The following is a 22,335-nucleotide window of genomic DNA, read 5'->3' as shown; positions in this document are numbered from 1 at the left end:
TCACCGTCCGGCGATGGCCGCCGGCGGCCGGCGGGGGTTCACCCGCTCCTCCCAGGGCTGCGGCACGTAGTCGGCTAGGATCCGGCACGCGCCGGGATAGACCCACTGCAGCGTGAGGCAACGCGTCTGCACGCTTCCCGGCGTCGGGCGCTCGCCGCCCTCCGCCCAGGCGGCCAGCGCGGCCAGCGCGGCGGGGTAGAGCACCGGCGAAAGCTTCTGATGGTCCTCCTCGTCCACGAACACCTGCACCAGGCGGTCGGCGGTGCCGGCGCGCTCCAGGGTGGCGCGGTAGGCGGCCTGGTGCTCGACGAAGACGGTGGCGTCGCCGATGCCGTGCAGGCTCAGCACCGGCACCGTCACGCGTCCCGTCGGGTCGCCATCGGCGGAGAGCCGCGCCAGCGCCTCGGGATCGGCGCGGATCCGCGGCACGCGGGCATTGAACGCGGCGTCGTCGGAGGTGCCGCGGTAGCGGACATGCTCGTTGCCGAAAGGGCTGCGGCCCTCCGTCATGTTCCAGGCGATATCGGCGAAGACCTGCGTCGCCCACCAGAGATGGCCGGGGATCGCCCATTCCGGGATGCGGCTGGCGGCCGCCAGGTCGGCCAGCGCGCGGCGCTGGCTGTCGGTGCGCGCCTCGGGCGCCAGGTCGGCGCCGGTGCAGGCCAGGTAGCGCGAGATCACCTGCTCGCGCGTCATCCGGCTGCCGCGGGCCAGGCCGAGGGTGACCGCGTATTGCGGTTCGCTGCGCGCCGGATGCGTGCCGCAGGCCACCTGGAAGGCGGCCCGCAGATCCACCCGCATGTCATAGGCGCGGCTCGGCCCGGCCAGCACGCCGTTGGTCAGCAGCGCGGCATCCCAGGGGCGCCTGCCATCCGGGCCGGGCTCGTTCATCACCTCGATCGCGCGGGCGGCGACGTTGGCGCCCCAGGACTGGCCGCGCAGCACGGTCAGCCGCGGCTGGCCGAATACGGCGACCGCGGCGCGCCTGGCCTGCTCGGCATCCTCGGCGGCGCGCAGCACGCCGAAGCCGGCGCGGCGCCGGCTGGTGGCGGCGAAGGCCCAGCCCTCGCGCAGGAACTCGGCGCTGTTGAGCAGGTCCTCGTCGGAGGTGTGCGGGCCCGGGCGGGCCATGCGCGGGCCGCCATGGATGTGCACCAGCAGCCTGCCGCTCCAGTTCGCCGGCCGGGCGAAGAGCAGATGCGCGCCGTTGTCGTCCTCGCCGCGCCAGCAGCTGACGCTCGCCGGCAGCCCGGGCGGGCAGGCGGCCGGCAACGCCCCGAAGGCCTCGGCCGGCCGCGATGCCGGCGCGGCCAGGGCGCCAGCGCAGAGCAGCGCGAGCGCCAGCCGGCCGGCGGCGGCGATCACGCGGGCTGCGGCTCCCGGTCCACCGGCACGCCGGAGATGTCGCGGGCGGTGCGGATGGTCGGCATGGTCTGCACCCGGAGCACATGCGGTGCCTCGGTCAGGCGCGAGGTCAGCGCATTCTCGTGCTGCGTGTCGCGCGCGACCAGGCGGAGCAGGAAATCCCCGCCGCCGCGAATCATGTGGCACTCACGCACCTCCGGCCACGACGTGACCATGCGCTCGAAGGCGGTGAGCACCGCCTCCTTCTGGGTTTCGAGCCCGACCAGGGCGAAGAAGGTGATCTGCCATCCCAGCACCTGCGGGTCGAGATCCGCGCGGTAGCCGCGGATCACTCCCTGCTCCTCCAGCCGGCGCACCCGGCGCAGGCAGGGCGGCGCGGACAGGCCCACGCGGCGGGCGAGCTCCACATTGGTCATCCGGCCATCGGCCTGGAGCTCGGCCAGGATATGGCGGTCCACTCCGTCGAGGTCAGGCTCGGCGAGGCGACGCATGGCGGGTCCTTCATGTCCAATGGCGATTATACGTTGCAACATAGTTCCACATTACAATTCTGCAAGGCTTGAGTTGCTCCAACCGACGGTTGATGGCACATCGGTTGAGCGGCCAGCAGTTCGGTCCGATATGAGCAGCCCACAGCCTTCTGGAAGCAGCATCCCCGTGTCCGATACCCGCCGCACCAGGCTCCTGATCATCGGCGCCGGCCCCGCCGGCTACACCGCGGCGATCTATGCGGCCCGCGCGGGGCTGGCGCCGCTGGTCGTCGCCGGGCTGCAGCCGGGCGGGCAGCTGACCATCACCACCGATGTCGAGAACTACCCGGGCTTCGCCCAGCCGATCCAGGGCCCCTGGCTGATGGAGCAGATGCAGGCGCAGGCCGAGCATGTCGGCGCCGGTGTGGTCCAGGACGTGATCACCGGGGTGGACCTCGCCCGCCGGCCGTTCCGCGCGCAGGGCGATTCGGGCACGACCTACGAGGCGGAGGCGCTGGTCATCGCCACCGGCGCCCAGGCCCGCTGGCTCGGCATCCCCGGCGAGAGGGAGTTGTCGGGCTTCGGCGTCTCCGCCTGCGCCACCTGCGACGGCTTCTTCTACCGGGGCAAGGATGTTGCCGTGCTCGGCGGCGGCAATTCCGCGACCGAGGAAGCGCTCTACCTCGCCAACCTGGCGCGCCAGGTGACGCTGGTGCATCGCCGCGACAGCCTGCGGTCGGAGAAGATCCTGCAGCAGCGCCTGTTCGCGAAAACCAACGTGAAGGTGGTGTGGGACAGCGTGGCCGAGGCGGTGCTGGCCGACACCTCCGGCCGGGTGCCGGTGGCCCGCGCGCTGGCGCTTCGCAACGTGAAGACCGGCGAGCGCGCCGAGTTGCCGGTGCACGGCGTTTTCGTCGCCATCGGCCACGACCCGGCCACCGCCCTGTTCAGGGGCCAGGTCGAGATGGACGCCGAGGGCTACATCCTCACCGCGCCGGGCACCACGCGCACGTCGGTGCCCGGGGTCTTCGCCGCCGGCGACGTGCAGGACCGCATCTACCGCCAGGCGGTGACCGCCGCCGGTACCGGCTGCATGGCCGCGCTGGAGGCGGAGAAGTTCCTCGCCCATCTACCGGAGGACGCACCGGCCCCGGCCGCCTGGACCTGAACCGCGGGCCTCGACCTTTCGGCAGGGTTAATCATCTATCCACGCAGCCCCGCCTCATGGCAGGTTCGGGCCGACAGGGAACAAGGGAGACGCCGCGGTAATGCCGCTCGACTGGGACAAGCTCCGCGTGTTCCACGCGGTGGCCGAGGCCGGCTCGTTCACCCATGCCGGGGAGACGCTGAACCTCAGCCAGTCCGCCGTGTCGCGCCAGATCCAGGCGCTGGAGGAGGCGCTTCAGGTCCCGCTGTTCCACCGCCATGCGCGCGGCCTGATCCTCACCGAGCAGGGCGAGACCCTGAACCGCGCCGTGCGGGAGGTCTTCGCCAAGCTGGCCATGACCGAGGCGCTGCTGACCGAAAGCCGGGAGAAGCCGACCGGCCGCCTGAAGGTCACCACCACCACCGGCTTCGGCAGCATCTGGCTGGCCCCGCGGCTGCACCGCTTCCTGCAGCTTCACGCGGATGTGACGCTGACCGTGCTGCTGGACGATGCCGACCTCGACCTCGCCATGCGGGAGGCGGACGTGGCGATCCGCCTGCACCCGCCGCGGCAGCCTGACCTGATCCAGCGGAACCTCGGCAGCTTCTCCTGGCGGGTCTGCGGCGCGCCTGACTACCTCAAGCGCTTCGGCATTCCCGTGCGGGCGGAGGACCTCGATGCACACCGGATGATCGTCTATGGCGAATACCGCCCACCGATCGAGAGCGTGAACTGGCTGGCCGAGGCCGGGCGCCGGCCGGGCTCGCCGCGGCGCGCGGTGCTGGAGATGAACTCGCTCCCCGGCATCCTGCAGGCGGTGCGCAGCGGCCTCGGCCTCGCCGCGCTGCCCGACTACATGGGCGAGGAGCTGGACGGCCTGGTGCAGGTGCTGCCGGAGCTGAAATCGCCCCGCATCGAGGCGTATTTTGTCTACCCGGAGGAGCTGCGGCACTCGAAGCGCGTGGCGGTGTTCCGCGACTTCCTGGTGGCGCAGCTCGCCGCCCCGGCGCGGCTGGCGGCGCAATAGGCGGCCCGCGGGCGCGCTGGACTGGACGGCGTGCCCTTTTGTGGACGTTTCCGGGCTCCTCATGCTCAAAGCGCATGGCGGCCCGCGCGTTTTCACCAATCGCGCATGCTGCAAAGCGGGATATCTTTTGGGTGTCCCGGCGGAGACGTCGGGACAGGGTCATTCGGGCAAGCCCCGAACCCCTTCGTCTCCCAGACGTGAAGCCTCCCTGTTTGACTTGGCCCGGCCCCTTGTGGGCCGGGCTTTTTCTTTTTCGGGCCGGCGGATGAGTGGCGCCCGGGCGCCGGTCAGTCGCCCTCGCCGCGGAACAGCGGCAGCGCGGCGGAGGGAGCCGGTGGGCGCCGGCGCACGCGACGTGCGCGCACCGTCGCGCGCAGCAGCAACAACTCGTCCAGCAGCCGGTCCATGGTGCGCCAGAGCGGCTCGTCGCCGATCCGCTCGGCCATCACCAGGCGATGCGCCGCGAGCGTGACGTTGAGCGTGCCGCGTGTGGTCTCCGGCCGGCGCGAGCGCATCTGCACGAGCGCCTTCTCGACCTCCGTCACCGGCACGCCGAAGCGTTCGGCAATCTCATCGGGCTCGGCGCCACGCCGGCGGAGCGCGCGCGCCCTGGCGGCCTCCTCCGGCGCCAAGGCGATCTGCGGGCGGAGCGCCGCGGTGCGCCGCGACATCTCCCCCGAACCGGCACCGGGCGGCTTGCCCTTGAACCCCATCGTTCCCCGCCCTCTCGCGGTGTTGCGCAAGGGAAAGCGGCAGCTGCCGTCCGGGTTTCGCGGAGATGTACAGGTCGCGGCGTCAGGCGCCGCAGACGGCGAGGTAGAGCAGGTACTTCGTCGCGTCGCGCAGCGCGCTCGGCCGGCTGCTGCCCTGCGGCCAGGAGTAGGTCTTCTTGGTCGCGGTCTGATAGGCCTCGAAATGCAGCATCGAGCTGTTCTTGCCCATCAGTCCGATGCGGGCGATCGGCTGGCCCGCCTTCACGTCGTCGCCCTCGGTCACACCGAACTCGTGCCAGGAGCCCTTCTCGACCTCGTTGTAGCTAAACACCAGGCCGTTCTGCCTGTTCTGGATCATCATCGCCCAGGTGCCGAGATGGAAGGTCTGGAGCCGCACGATGGTGCCGCTCTGGCAGGCCACCACCAGGTCGCCATGCAGGCCGCCGAGATCGATGCCGCAATGCCAGCGCAACTCCTCGCCGGGATCCGGCTTTGCGGGACGCTGCGCGCCGAAGCGGCGGGAGCCGTTGCCGTAGGTCCGGCCCTTGTTGTCCTTGCAGGCGACCTGGCGGCCGTATTTCGACTTCGTCGAGCGCACCGGCCAGTAATGCTGCTCCGCGGTCACCGGGATGCCACCGAGCATGAACAGGCCGCATTCGTGCAGCTCGGCGAACGGCGTGTCCTGGTGCTGGCGCGCGGCGCTGGGATAGGGCCCGTCCTTCCAGGGCGCGGCTGCGGGGTCGATGGCCATGGCGTCCTCCTCGGCAGCGGCCTCAAGGCCGGCGGTGTTCCCGGGAGGAAGCTAACAGCGGGCGGGCGGCGGGCGGTTTCGCCGCTGTTTCCAAGCGGCTTCGCTGGTTTCATCCGCCGATGTCTGCTACTCCGCCCGCAGCGCCGCGCCCGCCGCGAGCGGCGCCATCGGCGCTGCGATCGCCAGCAGCGCGCCGAGCAGCAGCAGGTAGGGCCGCGCCTCCAGCCCCGCCCCTGCGGCCTCGATCGCGGCGGCGCCGAAGATAACCGCCGGGATCGCCAGCGGCAGCACCAGCAGCGGCAGCAGCACGCCGCCGCGCCGCGCGCCGAGCGTCAGCGCCGCGCCGGCGGTGCCGAACAGCGACAGCACGGCGGTCGCCAATGCCAGCGCGGCCACCGCCGCGCCCCAGGCCTCGGTCGGCAGGTTGAGCATGGCAGCGGCAATCGGCGTCGCGGCGATCAGCGGCAGGCCGGTGGTCGCCCAATGGCCGAGCGCCTTGGCCATGGCGAGTGCCGAAGGCGGCAGGCCGGAGAGGATCAGCTGGTCGAGCGAGCCATCCTCCGCCTCGGCGCCGAACAGGCGATCGAGCGGCAGCAGCGCGGCGAGCAGCGCGGCGGCGAGCAGCGCGCCCGGGGCGATCCGGGCCAGTGTCTCCGGTGCGGGGCCGATGCCGAAGGGGAACAGGGCGCAGACCAGCACGAAGAACATCACCGCGGCCAGGGTGTCCGCGGGATGGCGCAGCGCAAGCCGGACCTCCCGCAGCAGCACGGCGTTGAAGGCCCTCACAGCCGCAGTTCTCCGGCGCCCGGCAGCGGCAACGGCAGGTGCGTCGCGGCCAGCACCATCCCCCCTGCCCCGCGATGCGCCGCCAGCAGCGCGCCGAGCCGCTCCACGCTCGCCGCGTCCAGCCCCACGGTCGGCTCGTCCAGCAGCCACAGCGGCACCGGGGCCAGCGCCAGCCGCGCCAGCGCCAGGCGCCGCTTCTGCCCGGAGGAGAGCACCCGCGCCGGCAGGTCGGCCAGTTCCGCCAGGCCCAGCGCCGCCAGCGCCAGGCTGGCCTCACCGCCCCAGAGGCGCGCGAAGAAATCCAGGTTCTCCCGCGCGGTCAGCGAGGGCTTGAGCGCATCGCCATGGCCGAGATAGCGCAGCCGTCCGGCATGCGCGACGCGGTCCGCCAGCGCATCCTCGCCCTGCCAGAGCAGCCTGCCTTCGGCGGCCGGGATCAGCCCCGCCAGCAGGCGCAGCAGCGAGGACTTGCCCGCGCCGTTCGGCCCGGTCAGCAGCAGCGCGCCGCCCGGCGCAAGCGAGAACGAGAGCCCCGCGAAGACCGCCCGCTCCCCCCGCCAGCAGGCGAGCTCCTGCCCTTCCAGCATGAATCGGGCGCCCGCCCCCTTGACTGTTCCGGGAGGCCCCCTGGCCTGCCCCCGTGCGGTGTGGTTTAAGCCGCATGCCGCGGGCGCGGAAGCGCCCGGGCGAACATCGCGCCGGGGTCGGCGGAAGGTCCCTGCTATTCCGGGGAAGCAACCGGCCGTGGCGCCACGGAACACACGGGGATCCCGGACCATGCGGATGATCGGGCAGGACAGCCTGAAGACCCGCCGCACCCTTTCGGTGGGCGGCAAGGAATACCACTACTTCAGCCTGCCCGAGGCGGCGAAGAGCATCGGCGACATCGCGCGCCTGCCCTTCAGCCTGAAGGTGCTGCTTGAGAACGTGCTGCGCTTCGAGGATGGCCGCAGCTACCGCGTCGAGGACGCGAAGGCGATCGCCGGCTGGCTCGAGAAGGGGCGCTCCGACAAGGAGGTGCCGTTCCGCCCCGCCCGCATCCTGCTGCAGGACTTCACCGGCGTTCCCGCCGTGGTGGACCTCGCCGCGATGCGCGACGCGCTCAACAAGCTCGGCGGCGATGCACGCAAGGTGAACCCGCTGGTGCCGGTTGACCTCGTCATCGACCACTCGGTGATGGTGGACGTCTCGGGCACCGCCGACGCGCTCAGGAAGAACGTGGACATCGAGTTCGAGCGCAATGGCGAGCGCTACGAATTCCTCCGCTGGGGTCAGTCCGGCTTCGCGAATTTCCGCGTCGTGCCGCCCGGCACCGGCATCTGCCACCAGGTGAACCTGGAATATCTGGCGCAGGTGGTCTGGACCGCGCAGGACGGCCCTGACAGCTACGCCTTCCCCGACAGCTGCTACGGCACCGACAGCCACACCACGATGGTCAACGGCCTCGGCGTGCTGGGCTGGGGCGTGGGTGGCATCGAGGCGGAGGCCGCGATGCTCGGCCAGCCCATCGCGATGCTGATCCCCGACGTCATCGGCTTCAAGATGACCGGCTCGCTGCGCGAAGGCGTCACGGCGACCGACCTGGTGCTGACCGTCACGCAGATGCTGCGCAAGAAGGGCGTGGTCGGCAAGTTCGTCGAGTTCTTCGGCCCGGGCCTCGAGCACCTGCCGCTGGCCGACCGTGCGACCATCGGCAACATGGCCCCGGAATACGGCGCCACCTGCGGCTTCTTCCCGGTGGACAAGGTGACCATCGAGTATCTGCGCCTGTCCGGCCGCGACGAGCACCGCATCGCCCTGGCCGAGCAGTATCTCAAGGCGCAGGGCATGTTCCACGACGCGGCGACGCCCGACCCCGTCTTCACCGACATGCTGGAGCTCGACCTCGGCACGGTGGAGCCCTCGCTCGCCGGCCCGAAGCGGCCGCAGGATCGCGTGGCGCTGGGCAATGTCGGCGCCTCCTTCGCCAAGGACCTCGCCGCGGGCACCATGGGCGTGCCAGGCGACAAGGCCGACCTGCGCGTGCCGGTGGCCGGCGCGAACTACGATCTCGGCCATGGCGACGTGGTGATCGCCGCGATCACCAGCTGCACCAACACCTCCAACCCCTACGTGATGGTCGCGGCCGGGCTGGTGGCGAAGAAGGCGCGCGCCAAGGGGCTGAAGCCGAAGGCCTGGGTGAAGACCTCGCTGGCGCCCGGCAGCCAGGTGGTCACCGACTACCTGACGAAGTCCGGCCTGCAGACGGAGCTGGACGCGATCGGCTTCCAGACCGTCGGCTATGGCTGCACCACCTGCATCGGCAATTCGGGCCCGCTCGCCGAACCGATCGCCGATGCGATCGAGAACAACAAGCTGGTCGCCGCCTCCGTGCTCTCCGGCAACCGCAACTTCGAGGGCCGCGTGCACCCGAACGTGCGCGCCAACTACCTCGCCTCGCCGCCGCTGGTGGTCGCCTATTCGCTGGCCGGCACGGTGAAGCTGGACATGACGAAGGACCCGCTCGGCACCGGCAGCGACGGGCAGCCGGTGTTCCTCAAGGACATCTGGCCGACCCAGAAGGAGGTGAACGACGTCGTCCACGGCGTGCTCACCCGGCAGATGTTCCGGGAGCGCTACGGCGACGTCTTCAAGGGCCCGGCGCAGTGGCAGGCGATCCGCGTGGATGCCGACAGCGACACCTATCGCTGGAACTCCGGCTCCACCTACGTGCAGAACCCGCCCTATTTCGAGGGCATGACGATGGATGTCGCCCCGCTGGCGTCGGTGCATGGCGCGCGCGTGCTGGCGATGCTGGGCGACAGCATCACCACCGACCACATCTCCCCGGCCGGCTCGATCAAGAAGGCCTCGCCGGCGGGCGAGTACCTGCTGGAGCACCAGGTTCGCCAGGCCGACTTCAACAGCTACGGCGCGCGCCGCGGCAACCACCAGGTCATGATGCGGGGCACCTTCGCCAACATCCGCATCAAGAACGAGATGGTGCCCGGCATCGAGGGTGGCATCTCCAAGCACCATCCCTCGGGCGAGGTCGGGCCGATCTACGACATCGCGATGAAGTACAAGCAGGAGGGCGTGCCGCTGGTGGTGATCGGCGGCAAGGAATACGGCACCGGCTCGTCGCGCGACTGGGCGGCGAAGGGCACCTTCCTGCTCGGCGTGAAGGCGGTGATCGCCGAGAGCTTCGAGCGCATCCACCGCTCCAACCTGGTCGGCATGGGCGTGCTGCCGCTGACCTTCAGGGAAGGCGAGGACCGCAAGTCGCTCGGCATCACCGGCGAGGAGGTCATCGACCTGCTCGGCATCGAGGAGTTGAAGCCGCGCATGACCGTGGAGATGGTGATCCATCGCCCGGACGGCTCGACGCACAAGACCGGCCTGCTCTGCCGCGTGGATACCGCCGACGAGGTCGAGTACTACCGCAACGGCGGCATCCTGCACTACGTGCTGCGCGGGATGGCGAAGGCCGCCTGAGCGGGCGCCTCTCGCACGCGGCCGCCCCCGGGACCACATCGGGGGCGGATCGCGATCGGAGGACGCCATGCGCCACCCCACGCCGCTTCTGCCCGGACGCCGCCTGCTGCTCTCCGGCCTGGCCGGGGCGGCGATCGCCGGCCTGCCGCGCCATGCCGCGGCGCAGCTGCAGCCCACGCCGGCGCAGAGCACCGGCCCCTTCTATCCCGTGGATTGGTCGGGCGATGCCGATGCCGACCTGGTGCGCGTGACCGGCGAGGATGCCCGCGCGCAGGGCATCGTGACGCATCTGCGCGGCCGCGTGCTGGATGCCTCGGGCGCGCCGGTGCCGGGCGCCGTCGTCGAGATCTGGCAGTGCGATGCCTTCGGCGTCTATCACCACCCGCGCGATCGCCAGGGCCGGCGCGACGTGGCATTCCAGGGGCGCGGCCGCGTGGCGGCGGGCGCCGATGGCAGCTACGCCTTCCGCACCATCCGCCCGGTGCCCTATCCCGGCCGCACACCGCACATCCACGCCGCCATCATCGCACCGGGACGCCAGCCGCTGGTGACGCAGTTCTACGTCGCGGACGAACCGCTCAACGCACGCGATGGGCTGTTCCGCCGGCTCGCCCCGGCGCAGCGCGAGGCGGTGCTGCTGCGCCTGGAACGCGCCGAGGGGATCGAGCCGGGGGCGCTGCTCGCCGGCCGCGACATCGTGCTCGGCTAGCGGCGCGGCCGCAGGGCAATGGAGGCGCTGTTCCGCGAGGGCTGGATCGCCGCCCTGCTGCTGCTGGTGCTCGCCGCCGAGGCCGCCTGGCTCGTTGCGCGCCGCGGCTTCGCCCCGCATGCGGGGCTGCTGGCGGTGCTGCCCGGCGCCGGCTTCGTGATCGCGCTGCAGGCCGCGCTGTCCGGCGCGCCATGGTGGCTGGTCTCGCTCGGGCTGCTGCTGGCCGGCATCGCGCACATGGCCGACCTGCGCGCGCGCCTCAGCCGCTGAGCGCGAACCTTCCGCGCCCGCGCCCGTTGCAGCCCCGCATGCGCGTCGCCGTCGTCCTCAACACCTCCGCCGGATCGCTGCTCGGCCGCCACGAAGCCGAAGCGGAGGTCGCGCGCCACCTCGCCACGTCCGGGCTGGATGCGATCCTTGTGCCCGATCACCCGGATGGCCTCTGCGCGCGGCTCGACGACGCCATCGCGCGCGGCGCCGATGCGGTGGTGGTCGGCGGTGGCGACGGCACCATCGCCGCCGCGGCGGCGCGGCTGGTGGGCACGTCCACCGCGCTCGGCATCCTGCCGCTCGGCACCATGAACATGCTGGCGCGCGACCTCGGCATCCCGCTGGAACTCGCCGCGGCGGCGGAGGCGCTGGCACATGGCGCGATCCGTGCGATCGATGCGGCGGAGGTGAACGGCCATGTCTTCCTCTGCAACTCGGTGATCGGCTCGCCCTCCTGGCTCGGCCGGCACCGCGAGCGGCATCGCGGCCGCGCCTCGCTGCGCACGCGGTTCGGTTTCGCGCTGGCGGCGCTGCGCGCGGAATGGCAGCACCGGCCGATGCGGCTTTCGGTGGCGCTGGATGGCGGAAGGCCGGTGCGGCTGTGGACGCGCGCGCTGGCGGTGGCAAGCAACCGCTATGCTGAGGGCTTCGGCCTGGTGATGGCACGGCAGAGCCTCGATGCCGGTCACCTCACCCTCTACGTCGCGCGGCGCTACGGGCTGTGGTGGTGGGTGCGCGCGGCGGTCGGGATGTTCCTCGGCACCTGGCGCGGCGGGCGCCTGGTGCATGAGCGCGCGGCACGCGAGGTGACCATCGCCTCGCCGCGCACCGCGCTGCGCGTGATGAACGATGGCGAGGCGCTGCTGCTCACGCCACCGCTAACCTACCGGATCCGGCCGCGCGCGCTGCGCGTGATCGCGCCGCCGCCGGTGCCGGCCGCATGACCGTCATCGCGCATCTCTCGGACCTGCATTTCGGCGCCGAGATCCCGGAGGTGGTGGCCGCGCTCGCCGAGGATGTCGCGGCGGCGAAGCCCAACCTCGTCGCGGTCTCGGGCGACCTGACGCAGCGCGCGCGGCTGCGGGAATACCGCGCGGCGATCGAGTTCCTCCGCGGTCTGCCGGCGCCCGTGCTCGCCGTGCCCGGCAACCACGACGTGCCGTTCTTCGACCCGGTGATGCGCTTCGCCGATCCCTGGCGACGCTGGCGCCGCCTGGTCGCGCCGGAGACGGAGCCGGTCTGGACCGATGCCGAGGTCGCCGTGGTCGGGCTGAACACCGCCCGCCGTGGCGGCTTCGACCTGGAATGGGAGCAGGGGCGCGTCGGCCGCACGCGGCTGGCGCGGCTGGAGGCGAAGCTGGCGGCGCTGCCGAAGGGCCTGTTCCGCATCGTCGTCGCGCATCATCCCTTCACGGCGCCGGCGGCCAGCCCGGCGGCGTCGTTGGTCGGCGGCGCGGTGCGCGCGCTGCAGGCCTTCGTGCGGCACGATGTGCAGATGGTGCTGAGCGGACACCTGCACCTGCCGGACATCGCCCCGGCACGCGACCTGCCGCCCGGCGCGCGGCTGCTGCTGGTGCAGGGATCGAGCGCCACCTCCCACCGGCTGCGGGGGGCGCCGAACGCCTGGCACCTGATCACGGTGGCAGGCGGCGTGCCACAGCTGGCGGCCCGGGTGTGGGACGGCCGCGCCTGGACCGACGGGCCGCCGGGCGCGTGAGCTACCCGCGCAGTGCGCGCGCCGGCTACCCCTTCAGCACGCGCCCCAGCGCGACCGTCGCCGGCACCGCCGCCAGGCAAAGCACCGCCATCGCCCAGTAGCCGCCGCCGCCGAACGCCGCGTAGAGCGGCCCGGAGGCCAGCGTCATCACCCCCATCGAGAGTCCGGCGCCGAGCGAGGCATGCAGTGCCTGCGCCGTGCCCGCCTGCGCCGGCGGCACCACGCGGCCGAGCACCTGCATCGTCGCCAGGTGCTGCGCGCCGAACGTCGCCGCATGAAGGATCTGCAAGGGGAACAACAGCAGCGGATCGGTCGTCAGCGCCGTCGCGCCCCAGCGCAGCACCCCCATCGCGGCGGCAAGCAGCGACAGGCCGAGCGGCCCGAGCCGCGCCACCACGCCGCGCCCCCAGAGGAACAGCGCGATCTCCGCCACCACACCGGTCGCCCAGAGTGCGCCGATCAGCCCCGCGCCGAGCCCCGCCGCCTGCCAGTGGATCGTGCCGAAGGCGTAGTAGAAGGCGTGGCTCCCCTGGATCAGCGCGGAGACCACCAGCAGCCGCCGCAGCGGCGGGATGCCGAGCGGCGCGAGGAAGGCCGAAAGCCCCCGCGCCGCGCCGGGGCCGCCACTCGGCTCGCCGGCCGGCAGCAGCAGCGCCGCGCCCGCCGTGCCCGCCAGCCCAAGCACGATGAGCACCACGGCCGAGTCCATCCCCAGCAACGCCACCGCCTGCCCGGCCAACAGCGCGGCAAGGATGAAGGCGACCGATCCGGCCGCCCGCACCCGCCCATAGTCGAAGCTGTGCCGCCGGATCGCGCCAAGCGTCACCGCATCGCTCAGCGGCACGATCGGCGCGATCGCCAGGCTGAGCGCGACATGCACCAGCAGCAGCAGCAGGAAGCCGGCCGCCAGCAGGAAGCCCGAAGCGGCCAGCGCCGCCGCCGCCGCCGCCAGGCCGAGCACCGCGCGCGGCGCCGAGAGCGCATCCGCCAGCCGCCCGCCGAGCGGCCCGGCGACCAGCCGCACCGCGGAGCCCGCGGCCAGCACCGCCGCGACCTCGGCCGGATCGAGCCCGCGCCCCGCCAGCACCGCCGGAAGGAAGGGCAGGATCACGCCGAAGGCGAAGAACTGCGCGGCGTAGAGCAGGGCATGGCGGGCGGCGGGGGTCACTTTGCGCAGGCTGCCGTGCCGTGGCTGCCGCGTGAAGGGCGCCGCCACGCATGCCTCGCCGCGGGCCCGAAGGTTGCCAAGCAGGCGCGGGCGTGCCACGCGTCGGCACCCCCCCTGACGGACTGCACCGATCAACCCGATGTCCGACCGCCAGATGTTCCCCGCCCGTGTCCGCGCCGTGCTCGGCCCGACCAACACCGGCAAGACGCACCTCGCCATCACGCGGATGCTCGCCCATGCCTCGGGCATCATCGGCTTCCCGCTGCGCCTGCTCGCGCGCGAGAACTACGACCGCATGGTCGCGGTGAAGGGCGAGAGGCACGTTGCGCTGATCACCGGGGAGGAGAAGATCGTCCCGCCCGAGGCGAAGTGGTTCGCCTGCACGGTGGAGGCGATGCCGCTCGACCGGCGCACCGAATTCGTCGCGGTGGACGAGATCCAGCTCTGCGCCGACGCCGATCGGGGCCACATCTTCACCGACCGGCTGCTCAACGCCCGCGGCATGGTCGAGACCATGTTCCTCGGCGCCGAGACGATCCGCCCGCTGCTGCAGCGGCTGGTGCCGCAGGCCGAGGTCGAGACGCGGCCGCGCCTCTCGCAGCTGACCCATGCCGGCGCCGCCAAGCTGACGCGCCTGCCGCCGCGCTCGGCCATCGTCGCCTTCAGCGCGACGGAGGTGTACGCCATCGCCGAAGCGGTGCGCCGCCGGCGCGGCGGCTGCGCGGTGGTGATGGGCCGCCTCAGCCCGCGCACGCGCAACGCGCAGGTGGCGCTGTACCAGAACCGCGAGGTGGATTTCCTGGTCGCCACGGACGCGATCGGCATGGGCCTCAACATGGATGTGGACCATGTCGCCTTCGCAAGCCTGCGCAAGTTCGACGGCCACACGCTGCGCGACCTGAATGCGCAGGAAGCCGCCCAGATCGCCGGCCGCGCCGGGCGAGGGATGCGCGACGGCACCTTCGGCTCCACCGCCGATTGCCCGCCGCTGCCCGACGAGATGGCCAAGCAGATCGAGAACCACGCCTTCGAGCCGCTGACCCAGCTCGCCTGGCGCAACAGCGACCTCGACTTCGGCAGCGTGGACGCGCTGCTGGCCTCGCTCGCCGCGCCGCCGCCGATGGCCGGGCTCGCCAAGGGCAACGACGCGGTGGACCACATCACGCTCAACGCGCTGTCGCGCGAGACGGAGATGCGCGAGCTCGCCCAGGGCCGCGCCCGCGTGCGGCTGCTGTGGGAAGCCTGCCAGGTGCCGGATTTCCGCAAGATCGCCGATGACAGCCACACCAGGCTGTGCGGGCGCATCTTCGCCCATCTCGCGAAGGAAGGGCGGCTGCCCGACGAGTGGGTGGCGGGCAGCATCGCCGGCCTCGACAACACCGAGGGCGACCTCGACACGCTGATGTCGCGGCTGGCGAACATCCGCATCTGGTCCTACATCGCCGCCCGCGCCGACTGGCTGGCCGATGCGCCGAGCCACCAGGCGGAGGCGCGCAAGGCGGAGGACAACGTCTCCGACGCGCTGCACGAGCGCCTGCTGGCGCGGTTCGTGGACCGCCGCGCCGCGCATCTGATCCGCAGCCTGGACGATTCCGAGAAGGAGCTGCTCTCCGCCGTCACCCGCCAGGGCGAGGTGGTGGTGGAAGGCCACACGGTGGGCCGCGTGAAGGGCTTCCACTTCGAGCCCGACCCGGCGGCGACCGAGGCGGAGGAAAAGCGCCTGGTGCTGCGCGCCGCGCGCCGCGCCCTGCGGGAGGAGATGCCGCGCCGCCTGGCCGCGCTGGAGACGGCGAAGGACGAGGCGTTCAGCCTGACGCCGCAGCACCGCGTGCTGTGGGACGGCGCCGAGGTGGCGCGCCTGCGCCCGGGGCCGGAGCCGCTGAAGCCGCAGGTGGACCCGGTCGCCACCGAGTTCCTCGACAACGCCCAGCGCGAGCGGGTGCGGGCGCGCATCGCCGCCTGGCTTGAGGCGATGGTGAAGCGCGAGCTCGGCACGCTGGCCGCGGTGGAGACCAAGGCGGCCGAGGAGAACACGCTGCGCGGCCCGGCCTTCCGCCTGCGCGAGGGCATGGGCCTGGTGCCCGGCGGCACCGAGCGCGACATCCCCGCCGAGCTGCGCGCGCGGCTGAAGGCGATCGGCATCCGCGCGGGGCGGTATGCGCTGTACCTGCCGGAGGTGATGAAGCCGCGCGCGATGGCGCTGCGCGCGCAGTTCTGGGCGCTGCGCCACCACCTGCCGACGCCGGCGCTGCCCAATGCCGGGCTGGTCGCGGTGACATTGCCCGAGATTCCGCAGCCGCCGCCCGAGGACCCGCAGGCACCGCGCCCGCCGGAAAGCTGGCCGCCCGGCTTCGCCGCCTTCGCCGGCTGGCTGCAGGCAGGCCATGTGCTGCTGCGGCTCGACGTGGTGGAGCGGATCGCCGGCGAGCTCGGCTTCCTGACCCGCCGCGCCCCCGCGCCGCTGCCCGAGGGGCTCGCCTCGCGCCTCGGCATCAAGGGCGATGTGCTGGGGATGGTGCTGGAGGCGATGGGCTTCCGCCTGATCCCGGCCATGCCGGTGGAGGAGGGGCATTACGGCCCGCCGGCACCGGCGCGCATCGGCGTGCTGCGGCCGGAGCGCGCGCATGGCCGCCCGTCACGGCAGGACCGCCAGCCGCGGCCGCCGCGGACGGACGGCGCCGAGGCCCGCGGCGGCGGCGGCCGCGACGCCGGCAAGCCTGGGCACGGAGACGCACCCCGCTGGGATCCGGCCGTGATGTTCGGCCCGCCCATCCCGCGCGAGCTGCGCGGCCCCCGCCCGAATCGCGGCCCCCGCCGCGAGGGCTTCCGCCGCGACGGGCCGCCCGGGCAGCGCCCCGATTCGCGCCCGGATGCCGCGCGCCGCGAAGGGCCGGCCGGCGCGCCGCCCCCGCGTCGGGACGGCGATCGCCCGGAGGGCCCGCGCCCGGACCGCCCGCGCTTCGAAGGCCCGCGCCGCGACGGTCCGCGGCCGGAGGGTCCGCCGCGCGAGGGGCGGCGCGACGACCGGGGTCCCCGGCCGGATCGCCCGCGCTTTGACGGCCCCCGCCGCGACCGGGAGGCCGATCGCGGCCCGCGCGAGTACCAATCCGGCCCGAAGCCCGATTCGCCCTTCGCGGTGCTGGCCCAGCTGAAGCTCAAGAAGGACTAGAATGGCAGAGCCGGGGGTCGATGCCGACTGGCAGCGGCTTGACCTCTGGCTGTGGTGCGCGCGGCTGGCGAAGACCCGGGCGGATTGTACCCGCCTGGTTGCCGGCGGCGCGGTGCGGCTCAATCGCCAGCCGACGGACAAGGCGCATGCAAGGCTGCGCGTCGGCGACGTGCTGACGCTCGCGCTGCACGGGCGGGTGCGGGTGTGGCGGGTGCTCTCGCTGGCCGCGCGCCGCGGGCCGCCGGCCGAGGCGCGGCTGCTCTACGAGGATCTGTCCGAGGATCGGTCCTGACCCGACGCCGGGGCAGCGCCCGGGGTTGCGTTGTGCGGCGCGGCAGGCCAATTCTCTGCCGCCGGGACGGCCGCGCGGTGGCGCGGGCACCCGTGCGCGGCCGGAGGCGCAAGTGACCTACGTCGTCACCGAAAATTGTATCAAGTGCAAGTACATGGACTGCGTGGAAGTTTGTCCGGTGGACTGCTTCTATGTCGGCGAGAATATGCTCGTGATCCATCCGGACGAGTGCATCGATTGCGGCGTCTGCGAGCCGGAATGCCCGGCGGAGGCGATCGTGCCGGATTCCGACGAGAAGGCCACGGCCTGGGTCGAGCTGAACCGCACCTACTCCACGCAATGGCCGAACATCACCCGCAAGGGCGAGGCGCCCGGCGACGCCGATGACTGGAAGGACAAGCCGGGCAAGCGGGAGTTGTTCAGCGCGGAACCCGGAAAGCCCTGACCGAGGGGCGCCGGAACACCGTTCCGGCCCTGCTGGACGACGCGCGACGCCCCGACTCCGTCCGGGGGTGGATAATTGTCGCGGATTGCATTATCTTTTCAACGGGATCGGGAACAGGGTATCGCCGCGGACGCTGATCCGGGGTCGGTACTGGCATGTGGGCGCAGGGCAAACCGGCTAGGGCCGCCCGCCGTGCCCGCCTGCTCGGGAACGAACCCTGCGACGGAGCGCCGGGGTCGCGGTAACCCGGGAGCGCGGACAGCGGACATCATATGAAGGCAACCGCCCAGTCGACGAGCGGCCGCAGCGGGAAGAGTGCCGCAAAGCCCTCACGTGCCGCGAAATCGGTGCCGAAGGCCGCGAAGCCCGCGACCAAGGCCAAGCAGGTTGCCACCGCCCGTCGCAAGGCGGCCAAGCCCGCCGCGAAGCCGGAGGTCAAGGCGGCCCGCAAGCCTGCCGCCGCGATGTCCCGGCCCGCATCCGTGAAAGCCACAGCGTCCAAGACCGCCGCCAAGGCCAAGCCGAAGGCTGCGGCGGCGCCGGCCATTGCGGCGCGGAAGGTTGCAGCGAAGCCTGCCGCCGGCAAGCCGGCAGCTGCCCCGAAGGTGCGCCCGGCGGCCAAGGCCGCCCCCGCGAAGGTCGCCGCAAGCGCCAGGCCCACCAAGGCGGCGCCCGTGGCCAGGTTCGTGGCCGCGACCAATGCTGCGCCGGCCGCCTCGCGCCCGCCCGCCTCCAAGCCCGCCGCCGCGAAGTCGGCTGCCGCGGCACGGATCGCACCCGCCAAGCCGCCCGCATCGGTCGCCAAGGAAGCGCCGGCGCCGGACGCGGCGCGCCCCGCCGCGCCGCGTTCGCAACCGGCGGTTCCCAAGCCGGCGGCTCCCGAAGCCGCCCCCACATCGGTGGCGGCCGTCGAAGCCGTTGCCGCAGCTCAGGCCGAGGCGCCGCCACCGGCTGCCGCGCCCTTGCCCGCCATGACGGCCGCTGTGATGGCGGCCGCCGAAGCCGCCGCGCACCACGCCCCCGGCCCGCCGCGTTCGATGCGCCCGCCGCACCCCTCCCGCCCGTCGGGCGGCTCGCACCACATCGCACCGCCGCGCGCGCGGAGCCCGAATGTCGAGTTCAAGGCCGGCGACCACGTGGTCTATCCCACCCATGGCGTCGGCCAGGTGCAGGGCATCGAGGAGATGCCTGTCGCTGGCATGTCGCTGAAGGTCATCATCGTGACCTTCGAGGAGAACCGGATGACGCTGCGCGTCCCGGTCAACAAGGCAGCCTCCTCTGGCCTGCGCATGCTGGCCAGCGAGAAGATGATGAACGAGGCGCTGGAGATCCTGCGCGGCCGCGCCCGCATCAAGCGCACCATGTGGTCGCGTCGGGCCCAGGAATACGAGCAGAAGATCAACTCCGGCGACCCGCTGGCCATCGCCGAGGTGGTGCGCGACCTGCACCGCAATTCCGGCCAGCCCGACCAGTCCTTCTCCGAGCGGCAGATCTATGAACAGGCCCTGGACCGGCTGGCCGCCGAGCTCGCCGCCATCGACCGCACCGACAAGCCGACGGCGGCGGAAAAGCTGCAAGGCGTGCTGAAATCCAGTTGAGCCGTCCAGTGGCGCGAGGCACCTCGGGGCCGGCACGATTCCAGCGACACGGCAGGGGTTCCCCTCAACCCGCGGGCGTGCTTTCACGCCGGGCGCACAGCCAATTCCCGAGGACCCCCAACTTATGCGACCCGAGGCGGCGACCCGGCTGACACCTCATCTGCGGCGCCTGGAGGCCGAGGCGATCGGCATCCTGCGGGAGACCGCGGCGAGCTTCCGCAACCCGGTGCTGCTCTATTCGATCGGCAAGGACAGCTCGGTGGTCCTGCACATCGCGATGAAGGCCTTCGCGCCCGGCCGGCTGCCCTTTCCCTGCCTGCACATCGCCACCGGCTGGGACTTCCGCGCCATGCTGGAGTTCCGCGACCGCCGGGCGGCGGAGCTCGGCCTGAACCTGATCGTCCACACCAACCCCGATGGCCTGGCCCGCGGCATCAACCCGATCGACAGCGGCAGCCAGGTGCACATGAACGTCATGGGCACCGAGGCGCTGAAGCAGGCGCTGAACGCCGGCAAGTTCGACGCCGCGATCGGCGGCGCCCGCCGCGACGAGGAGAAGGCCCGCGCCAAGGAGCGCGTGTTCAGCCACCGCACCGCCGGCCATAGCTGGGAGCCGCGCAACCAGCGGCCGGAGCTCTGGGGCCTCTACAACACGCGCATCGCCCAGGGCGAGGGCATGCGCGTGTTCCCGCTGTCCAACTGGACCGAGTTCGACGTGTGGGACTACATCGCCGCCGAGGACATCCCCATCGTGCCGCTCTACTACGCGGCCGAGCGCCCGGTGCTGCGCCGCGACGGCATGATCATCATGCGCGACGACGAGCGCATGCCGCTGCTGCCCGGCGAGCAGGTGGAGATGGCGTGGGTGCGCTTCCGCACCATGGGCGACTGGCCGCTGACCGCGGCGCATGAGAGCCGGGCCGAGACCATCGGGCAGGTGATCGAGGAGCTGCGCGAAAGCCGCGTCAGCGAGCGTGCCGGCCGCCTGATCGACAAGGACCAGGACGCCTCCATGGAGCGCAAGAAGCGCGAGGGCTACTTCTAGACCCGAGCTGCCCGGACTGTGTCCGGGCAGCTCGGGTTCAGCCCTTTCGAGCCAGCGATTCACGCCCTGGCGTGCCCGCCTGCGGCGTGCACACCCAGGGCGATCGCGGGCTAGAGCCGGCCGGGGCGGGCGCAGGGCGCCGGCCCCGGCCCGCCCTGCGCCTGCCCCTGCCGGCTACGCCGCCTGCCGGCCGCCGGCGATGAGCCGCGCGACCTGTGCGGTCCAGCCCTCGGCACCCTGCCCGTCCGCAAGCGCCAGGTGCAGGCCCCGTGCGCTCGCCCCGCTCACCCGGAAGGGTGCGGTGATCCCCCAGCCCGCGACCGTCAGCGTCAGCGCGCTGCCGTTCGCGAGGCCGGGCAGCCCCGCCACCAGGCAGCCATGCCCCGAGACGTTCAGCAGCGATGCCTCGTGCCGTGCCGCGCCGGCCTGGACGGTGCAGGCCTGCTGCACCGCAAGGCGCGGCTCGGACCGCCGGTCGGCATCCGCCATGGAGGTTCGGACCAGCTCCACCAGCGCGCCGCGCATGGCGCCGACCTCCCTGTCCACCTGCTCGCTGCCGCCGCGCACCGCCTCGGCGAGCGCGCCGGCGCCTTGCGCGGCCTGCTGCACCTCCTGCGCCCTGCTGCTGGCCTGGCCGACCGCCGCACTGCTGCCGGCGACGTTGCGCGCGATCTCCTGCGTCGCCGCGGCCTGCTGTTCCATCGCCGCGGCGATGGAGGAGGAGACGCCGCAGATCTCCGCGATGCTCTGGCCAATGCCGTCCACCGCCGCCACCGCCGCCCGGCTGCCGTTCAGGATCTCGCCGATGTGGCGGGTGATCTCTTCCGTGGAGCGCGCCGTCTGGGTGGCGAGCTCCTTCACCTCGCCCGCGACCACGGCGAAGCCCTTGCCGGCCTCGCCGGCGCGCGCCGCCTCGATGGTGGCGTTCAGCGCCAGCAGGTTGGTCTGCTCGGCGATGCGACGGATCAGCTGCACCACCTCCTCCACCTTGCCGAGCGAGGCCGAGAGGGCGCGGATCGTCGCCTGGCTGCGCTCGCTCTGCTCCACCGCGCGCTGCGTGGCGGTGCCGGCGCGCGCCGCCTGCTCGGTGATCTCGCGCACCGACGCGGCGAGCTGCTCGGTGGCGGCGGCGACCGCCTGCACATTGGCCAGGGCCTCGCGCGCGCCGTCCGAGGCGCCTTCGGCGCCGTGGCGGACCTGCGTGACCGCCGCCGCCATCCCGTCCGCCTCCCGCGCCATCTCGGCGGTGCGTGCGCTGATCGCCTCCATCGCCTGCCGCGCGGAGCCTTCGATGCGCTCGGCCATGTCGGCGATCGCGCCCTTGCGGTCCAGGGCGGCGGCACGCTCGCTCTCGGCCCGCTCCTGCACGGTGTAGCCGAGCTTCGCGCGCATGCCGCGCAGCCGCATGACGACGTCGTGGAACTCCGCGGCGGGGGGCGCCGGGATCTTCGTGTGGTAGTCGCCATCCGCCACCATGGCGAAGCAGCGCTGCAACTCGGCCAACGAGGCGCGCATCAGCGCGAGGGCGAGCCAGCCCAGGGTGCCCGACAGGCCCAGGCCGAGCGCCGAGACAGCCAGCTGCGCCGCCACCGGCGCCCCGGCCGCGCCAAGCCAGTCCAGGGTTCCGAGCGTCGCGGCGAAGCTCGCCCCCGCCAGCGCCAGGCGGCCGGTGACGCTGCGCCAGGCGCGGCCGAGCCTGGCCATCGGGCTGGTCGAGACGATCTCGCCTTCTCGCAATGCGAGCCCGCCGGCGGTGCCGGCACGGAAGCGGGCATAGGCGGCGGCGGCGCGCTCCACCTCGGCGCGTTCGGGCTTGACACGGATGGAGAGGAAGCCCTGCAACTGGCCGGCCTCGATCACCGGCGTGACATTCGCGCGCACCCAGTAGAAGTCACCCGATTTGGTGCGGTTCTTCACCAGCCCTTCCCAGACCTTGCCGGCCTTGATCGTCTCCCAGAGGTTGCGGAAGGCCTGCTGCGGCATGTCGGGATGGCGGACGATGTTGTGCGGCGCTCCGGTGAGTTCCGCGCCGTCGAAGCCGCTGATGCGGACGAATTCGTGGTTGCAGAAGCTGATCCGCCCGCCGGGATCGGTGTGCGACACCAGCATCTCGGTTTCGGGCAGCAGGATCTCGCGATCGGTCACTGGTCCGTTGTTGCGCATGTGCCTTGCCTTCCATGGGCTCCGCT

20 protein-coding genes are annotated in these 22,335 nt (G+C 72.6%); 12 read left to right on the top strand and 8 right to left on the bottom strand.

Annotation, left to right across the window (positions count from 1 at the left end):
* A complete protein-coding gene (locus ACESM1_RS05600; protein WP_372618512.1) occupies nucleotides 1–1,365 on the bottom strand; it encodes a hypothetical protein in 1,365 nt (454 codons plus the stop codon).
* The gene (locus ACESM1_RS05595) at nucleotides 1,362–1,856 is read right to left on the bottom strand and encodes an Lrp/AsnC family transcriptional regulator (RefSeq protein ID WP_372618510.1); all 495 of its coding nucleotides are present in this window, start codon (nucleotides 1,854–1,856) and stop codon (nucleotides 1,362–1,364) included. Before ACESM1_RS05595 ends, ACESM1_RS05600 begins: the two co-directional genes overlap by 4 nt.
* A 130-nt stretch (nucleotides 1,857–1,986) precedes the next feature.
* Between ACESM1_RS05595 and trxB the strand changes: the two genes are divergently transcribed.
* Together trxB and ACESM1_RS05585 are read left to right on the top strand one after the other, a co-directional pair.
* Nucleotides 1,987–3,003, top strand: a complete 1,017-nt coding sequence (gene trxB, locus ACESM1_RS05590; RefSeq protein ID WP_411278357.1) for a thioredoxin-disulfide reductase — start codon at nucleotides 1,987–1,989, stop codon at nucleotides 3,001–3,003.
* A 100-nt stretch (nucleotides 3,004–3,103) separates the two neighbouring features.
* Nucleotides 3,104–4,009: a LysR family transcriptional regulator gene (locus tag ACESM1_RS05585; RefSeq protein ID WP_372618506.1), complete on the top strand. Its 906-nt coding sequence runs from the start codon at nucleotides 3,104–3,106 to the stop codon at nucleotides 4,007–4,009.
* A 287-nt stretch (nucleotides 4,010–4,296) separates the two neighbouring features.
* On the opposite strand, the gene ACESM1_RS05580 is transcribed toward ACESM1_RS05585, so the two are convergent.
* From ACESM1_RS05580 to ccmA, 4 genes are all read right to left on the bottom strand, one after another.
* The gene (locus ACESM1_RS05580; RefSeq protein ID WP_372618505.1) at nucleotides 4,297–4,722 is read right to left on the bottom strand and encodes a hypothetical protein; all 426 of its coding nucleotides are present in this window, start codon (nucleotides 4,720–4,722) and stop codon (nucleotides 4,297–4,299) included.
* Nucleotides 4,723–4,804: 82 nt separating this feature from the next.
* Nucleotides 4,805–5,473 (bottom strand): M23 family metallopeptidase, encoded by a 669-nt coding sequence (locus ACESM1_RS05575; protein ID WP_372618503.1) that lies wholly within the window; start codon nucleotides 5,471–5,473, stop codon nucleotides 4,805–4,807.
* Nucleotides 5,474–5,599: 126 nt separating this feature from the next.
* Nucleotides 5,600–6,259, bottom strand: coding sequence for a heme exporter protein CcmB (gene ccmB, locus ACESM1_RS05570; protein ID WP_372618502.1), 660 nt, complete (start codon nucleotides 6,257–6,259; stop codon nucleotides 5,600–5,602).
* Complete coding sequence (ccmA, locus tag ACESM1_RS05565; RefSeq protein WP_372618500.1) at nucleotides 6,256–6,846, bottom strand: heme ABC exporter ATP-binding protein CcmA; 591 nt, start codon at nucleotides 6,844–6,846, stop codon at nucleotides 6,256–6,258. Before ccmA ends, ccmB begins: the two co-directional genes overlap by 4 nt.
* A gap of 190 nt (nucleotides 6,847–7,036) precedes the next feature.
* Between ccmA and acnA the strand changes: the two genes are divergently transcribed.
* From acnA to ACESM1_RS05540, 5 genes are all read left to right on the top strand, one after another.
* Nucleotides 7,037–9,733, top strand: coding sequence for an aconitate hydratase AcnA (acnA, locus tag ACESM1_RS05560; protein ID WP_372618498.1), 2,697 nt, complete (start codon nucleotides 7,037–7,039; stop codon nucleotides 9,731–9,733).
* A 67-nt stretch (nucleotides 9,734–9,800) separates the two neighbouring features.
* The gene (locus ACESM1_RS05555; RefSeq protein ID WP_372618497.1) at nucleotides 9,801–10,442 is read left to right on the top strand and encodes a hypothetical protein; all 642 of its coding nucleotides are present in this window, start codon (nucleotides 9,801–9,803) and stop codon (nucleotides 10,440–10,442) included.
* An 18-nt stretch (nucleotides 10,443–10,460) separates the two neighbouring features.
* The gene (locus tag ACESM1_RS05550) at nucleotides 10,461–10,712 is read left to right on the top strand and encodes a hypothetical protein (protein ID WP_372618495.1); all 252 of its coding nucleotides are present in this window, start codon (nucleotides 10,461–10,463) and stop codon (nucleotides 10,710–10,712) included.
* 38 nt (nucleotides 10,713–10,750) lie between these two features.
* Nucleotides 10,751–11,656, top strand: a complete 906-nt coding sequence (locus ACESM1_RS05545; protein WP_372618494.1) for a diacylglycerol/lipid kinase family protein — start codon at nucleotides 10,751–10,753, stop codon at nucleotides 11,654–11,656.
* Nucleotides 11,653–12,429 (top strand): metallophosphoesterase family protein, encoded by a 777-nt coding sequence (locus ACESM1_RS05540; RefSeq protein WP_372618492.1) that lies wholly within the window; start codon nucleotides 11,653–11,655, stop codon nucleotides 12,427–12,429. Before ACESM1_RS05545 ends, ACESM1_RS05540 begins: the two co-directional genes overlap by 4 nt.
* Nucleotides 12,430–12,454: 25 nt before the next feature.
* Here the strand turns inward: ACESM1_RS05540 and ACESM1_RS05535 are convergent, their stop codons facing one another.
* Nucleotides 12,455–13,645 carry an MFS transporter gene (locus ACESM1_RS05535; RefSeq protein WP_372618490.1) on the bottom strand — a complete coding sequence of 397 codons (1,191 nt, stop codon included), beginning with the start codon at nucleotides 13,643–13,645 and terminating at the stop codon, nucleotides 12,455–12,457.
* A gap of 91 nt (nucleotides 13,646–13,736) precedes the next feature.
* Here ACESM1_RS05535 and ACESM1_RS05530 point away from each other — a divergent pair, with 91 nt between their 5' ends.
* The 5 genes from ACESM1_RS05530 to cysD all read left to right on the top strand — a co-directional run bounded on the left by ACESM1_RS05530 (nucleotide 13,737) and on the right by cysD (nucleotide 20,146).
* Nucleotides 13,737–16,766: a helicase-related protein gene (locus ACESM1_RS05530; protein WP_372618489.1), complete on the top strand. Its 3,030-nt coding sequence runs from the start codon at nucleotides 13,737–13,739 to the stop codon at nucleotides 16,764–16,766.
* A 1-nt stretch (nucleotide 16,767) separates the two neighbouring features.
* Complete coding sequence (locus tag ACESM1_RS05525; protein ID WP_372618487.1) at nucleotides 16,768–17,058, top strand: RNA-binding S4 domain-containing protein; 291 nt, start codon at nucleotides 16,768–16,770, stop codon at nucleotides 17,056–17,058.
* Nucleotides 17,059–17,170: 112 nt separating this feature from the next.
* On the top strand, nucleotides 17,171–17,503 hold the full coding sequence (fdxA, locus tag ACESM1_RS05520) for a ferredoxin FdxA (RefSeq protein WP_372618486.1): 333 nt from the start codon (nucleotides 17,171–17,173) through the stop codon (nucleotides 17,501–17,503).
* 272 nt (nucleotides 17,504–17,775) lie between these two features.
* Nucleotides 17,776–19,101 (top strand): CarD family transcriptional regulator, encoded by a 1,326-nt coding sequence (locus tag ACESM1_RS05515; RefSeq protein WP_372618484.1) that lies wholly within the window; start codon nucleotides 17,776–17,778, stop codon nucleotides 19,099–19,101.
* A 124-nt stretch (nucleotides 19,102–19,225) separates the two neighbouring features.
* The gene (cysD, locus tag ACESM1_RS05510) at nucleotides 19,226–20,146 is read left to right on the top strand and encodes a sulfate adenylyltransferase subunit CysD (protein ID WP_372618482.1); all 921 of its coding nucleotides are present in this window, start codon (nucleotides 19,226–19,228) and stop codon (nucleotides 20,144–20,146) included.
* 174 nt (nucleotides 20,147–20,320) lie between these two features.
* Here the strand turns inward: cysD and ACESM1_RS05505 are convergent, their stop codons facing one another.
* A complete protein-coding gene (locus ACESM1_RS05505; protein ID WP_372618480.1) occupies nucleotides 20,321–22,309 on the bottom strand; it encodes a methyl-accepting chemotaxis protein in 1,989 nt (662 codons plus the stop codon).
* Between the last annotated feature and the right edge of the window lie 26 nt (nucleotides 22,310–22,335).

This window comes from Falsiroseomonas sp., from assembly GCF_041690465.1.
GTDB lineage: Bacteria > Pseudomonadota > Alphaproteobacteria > Acetobacterales > Acetobacteraceae > Falsiroseomonas.
Note: the sequence above shows the minus strand (reverse complement) of the source record. Positions and strands in the feature narration are given on the sequence as shown.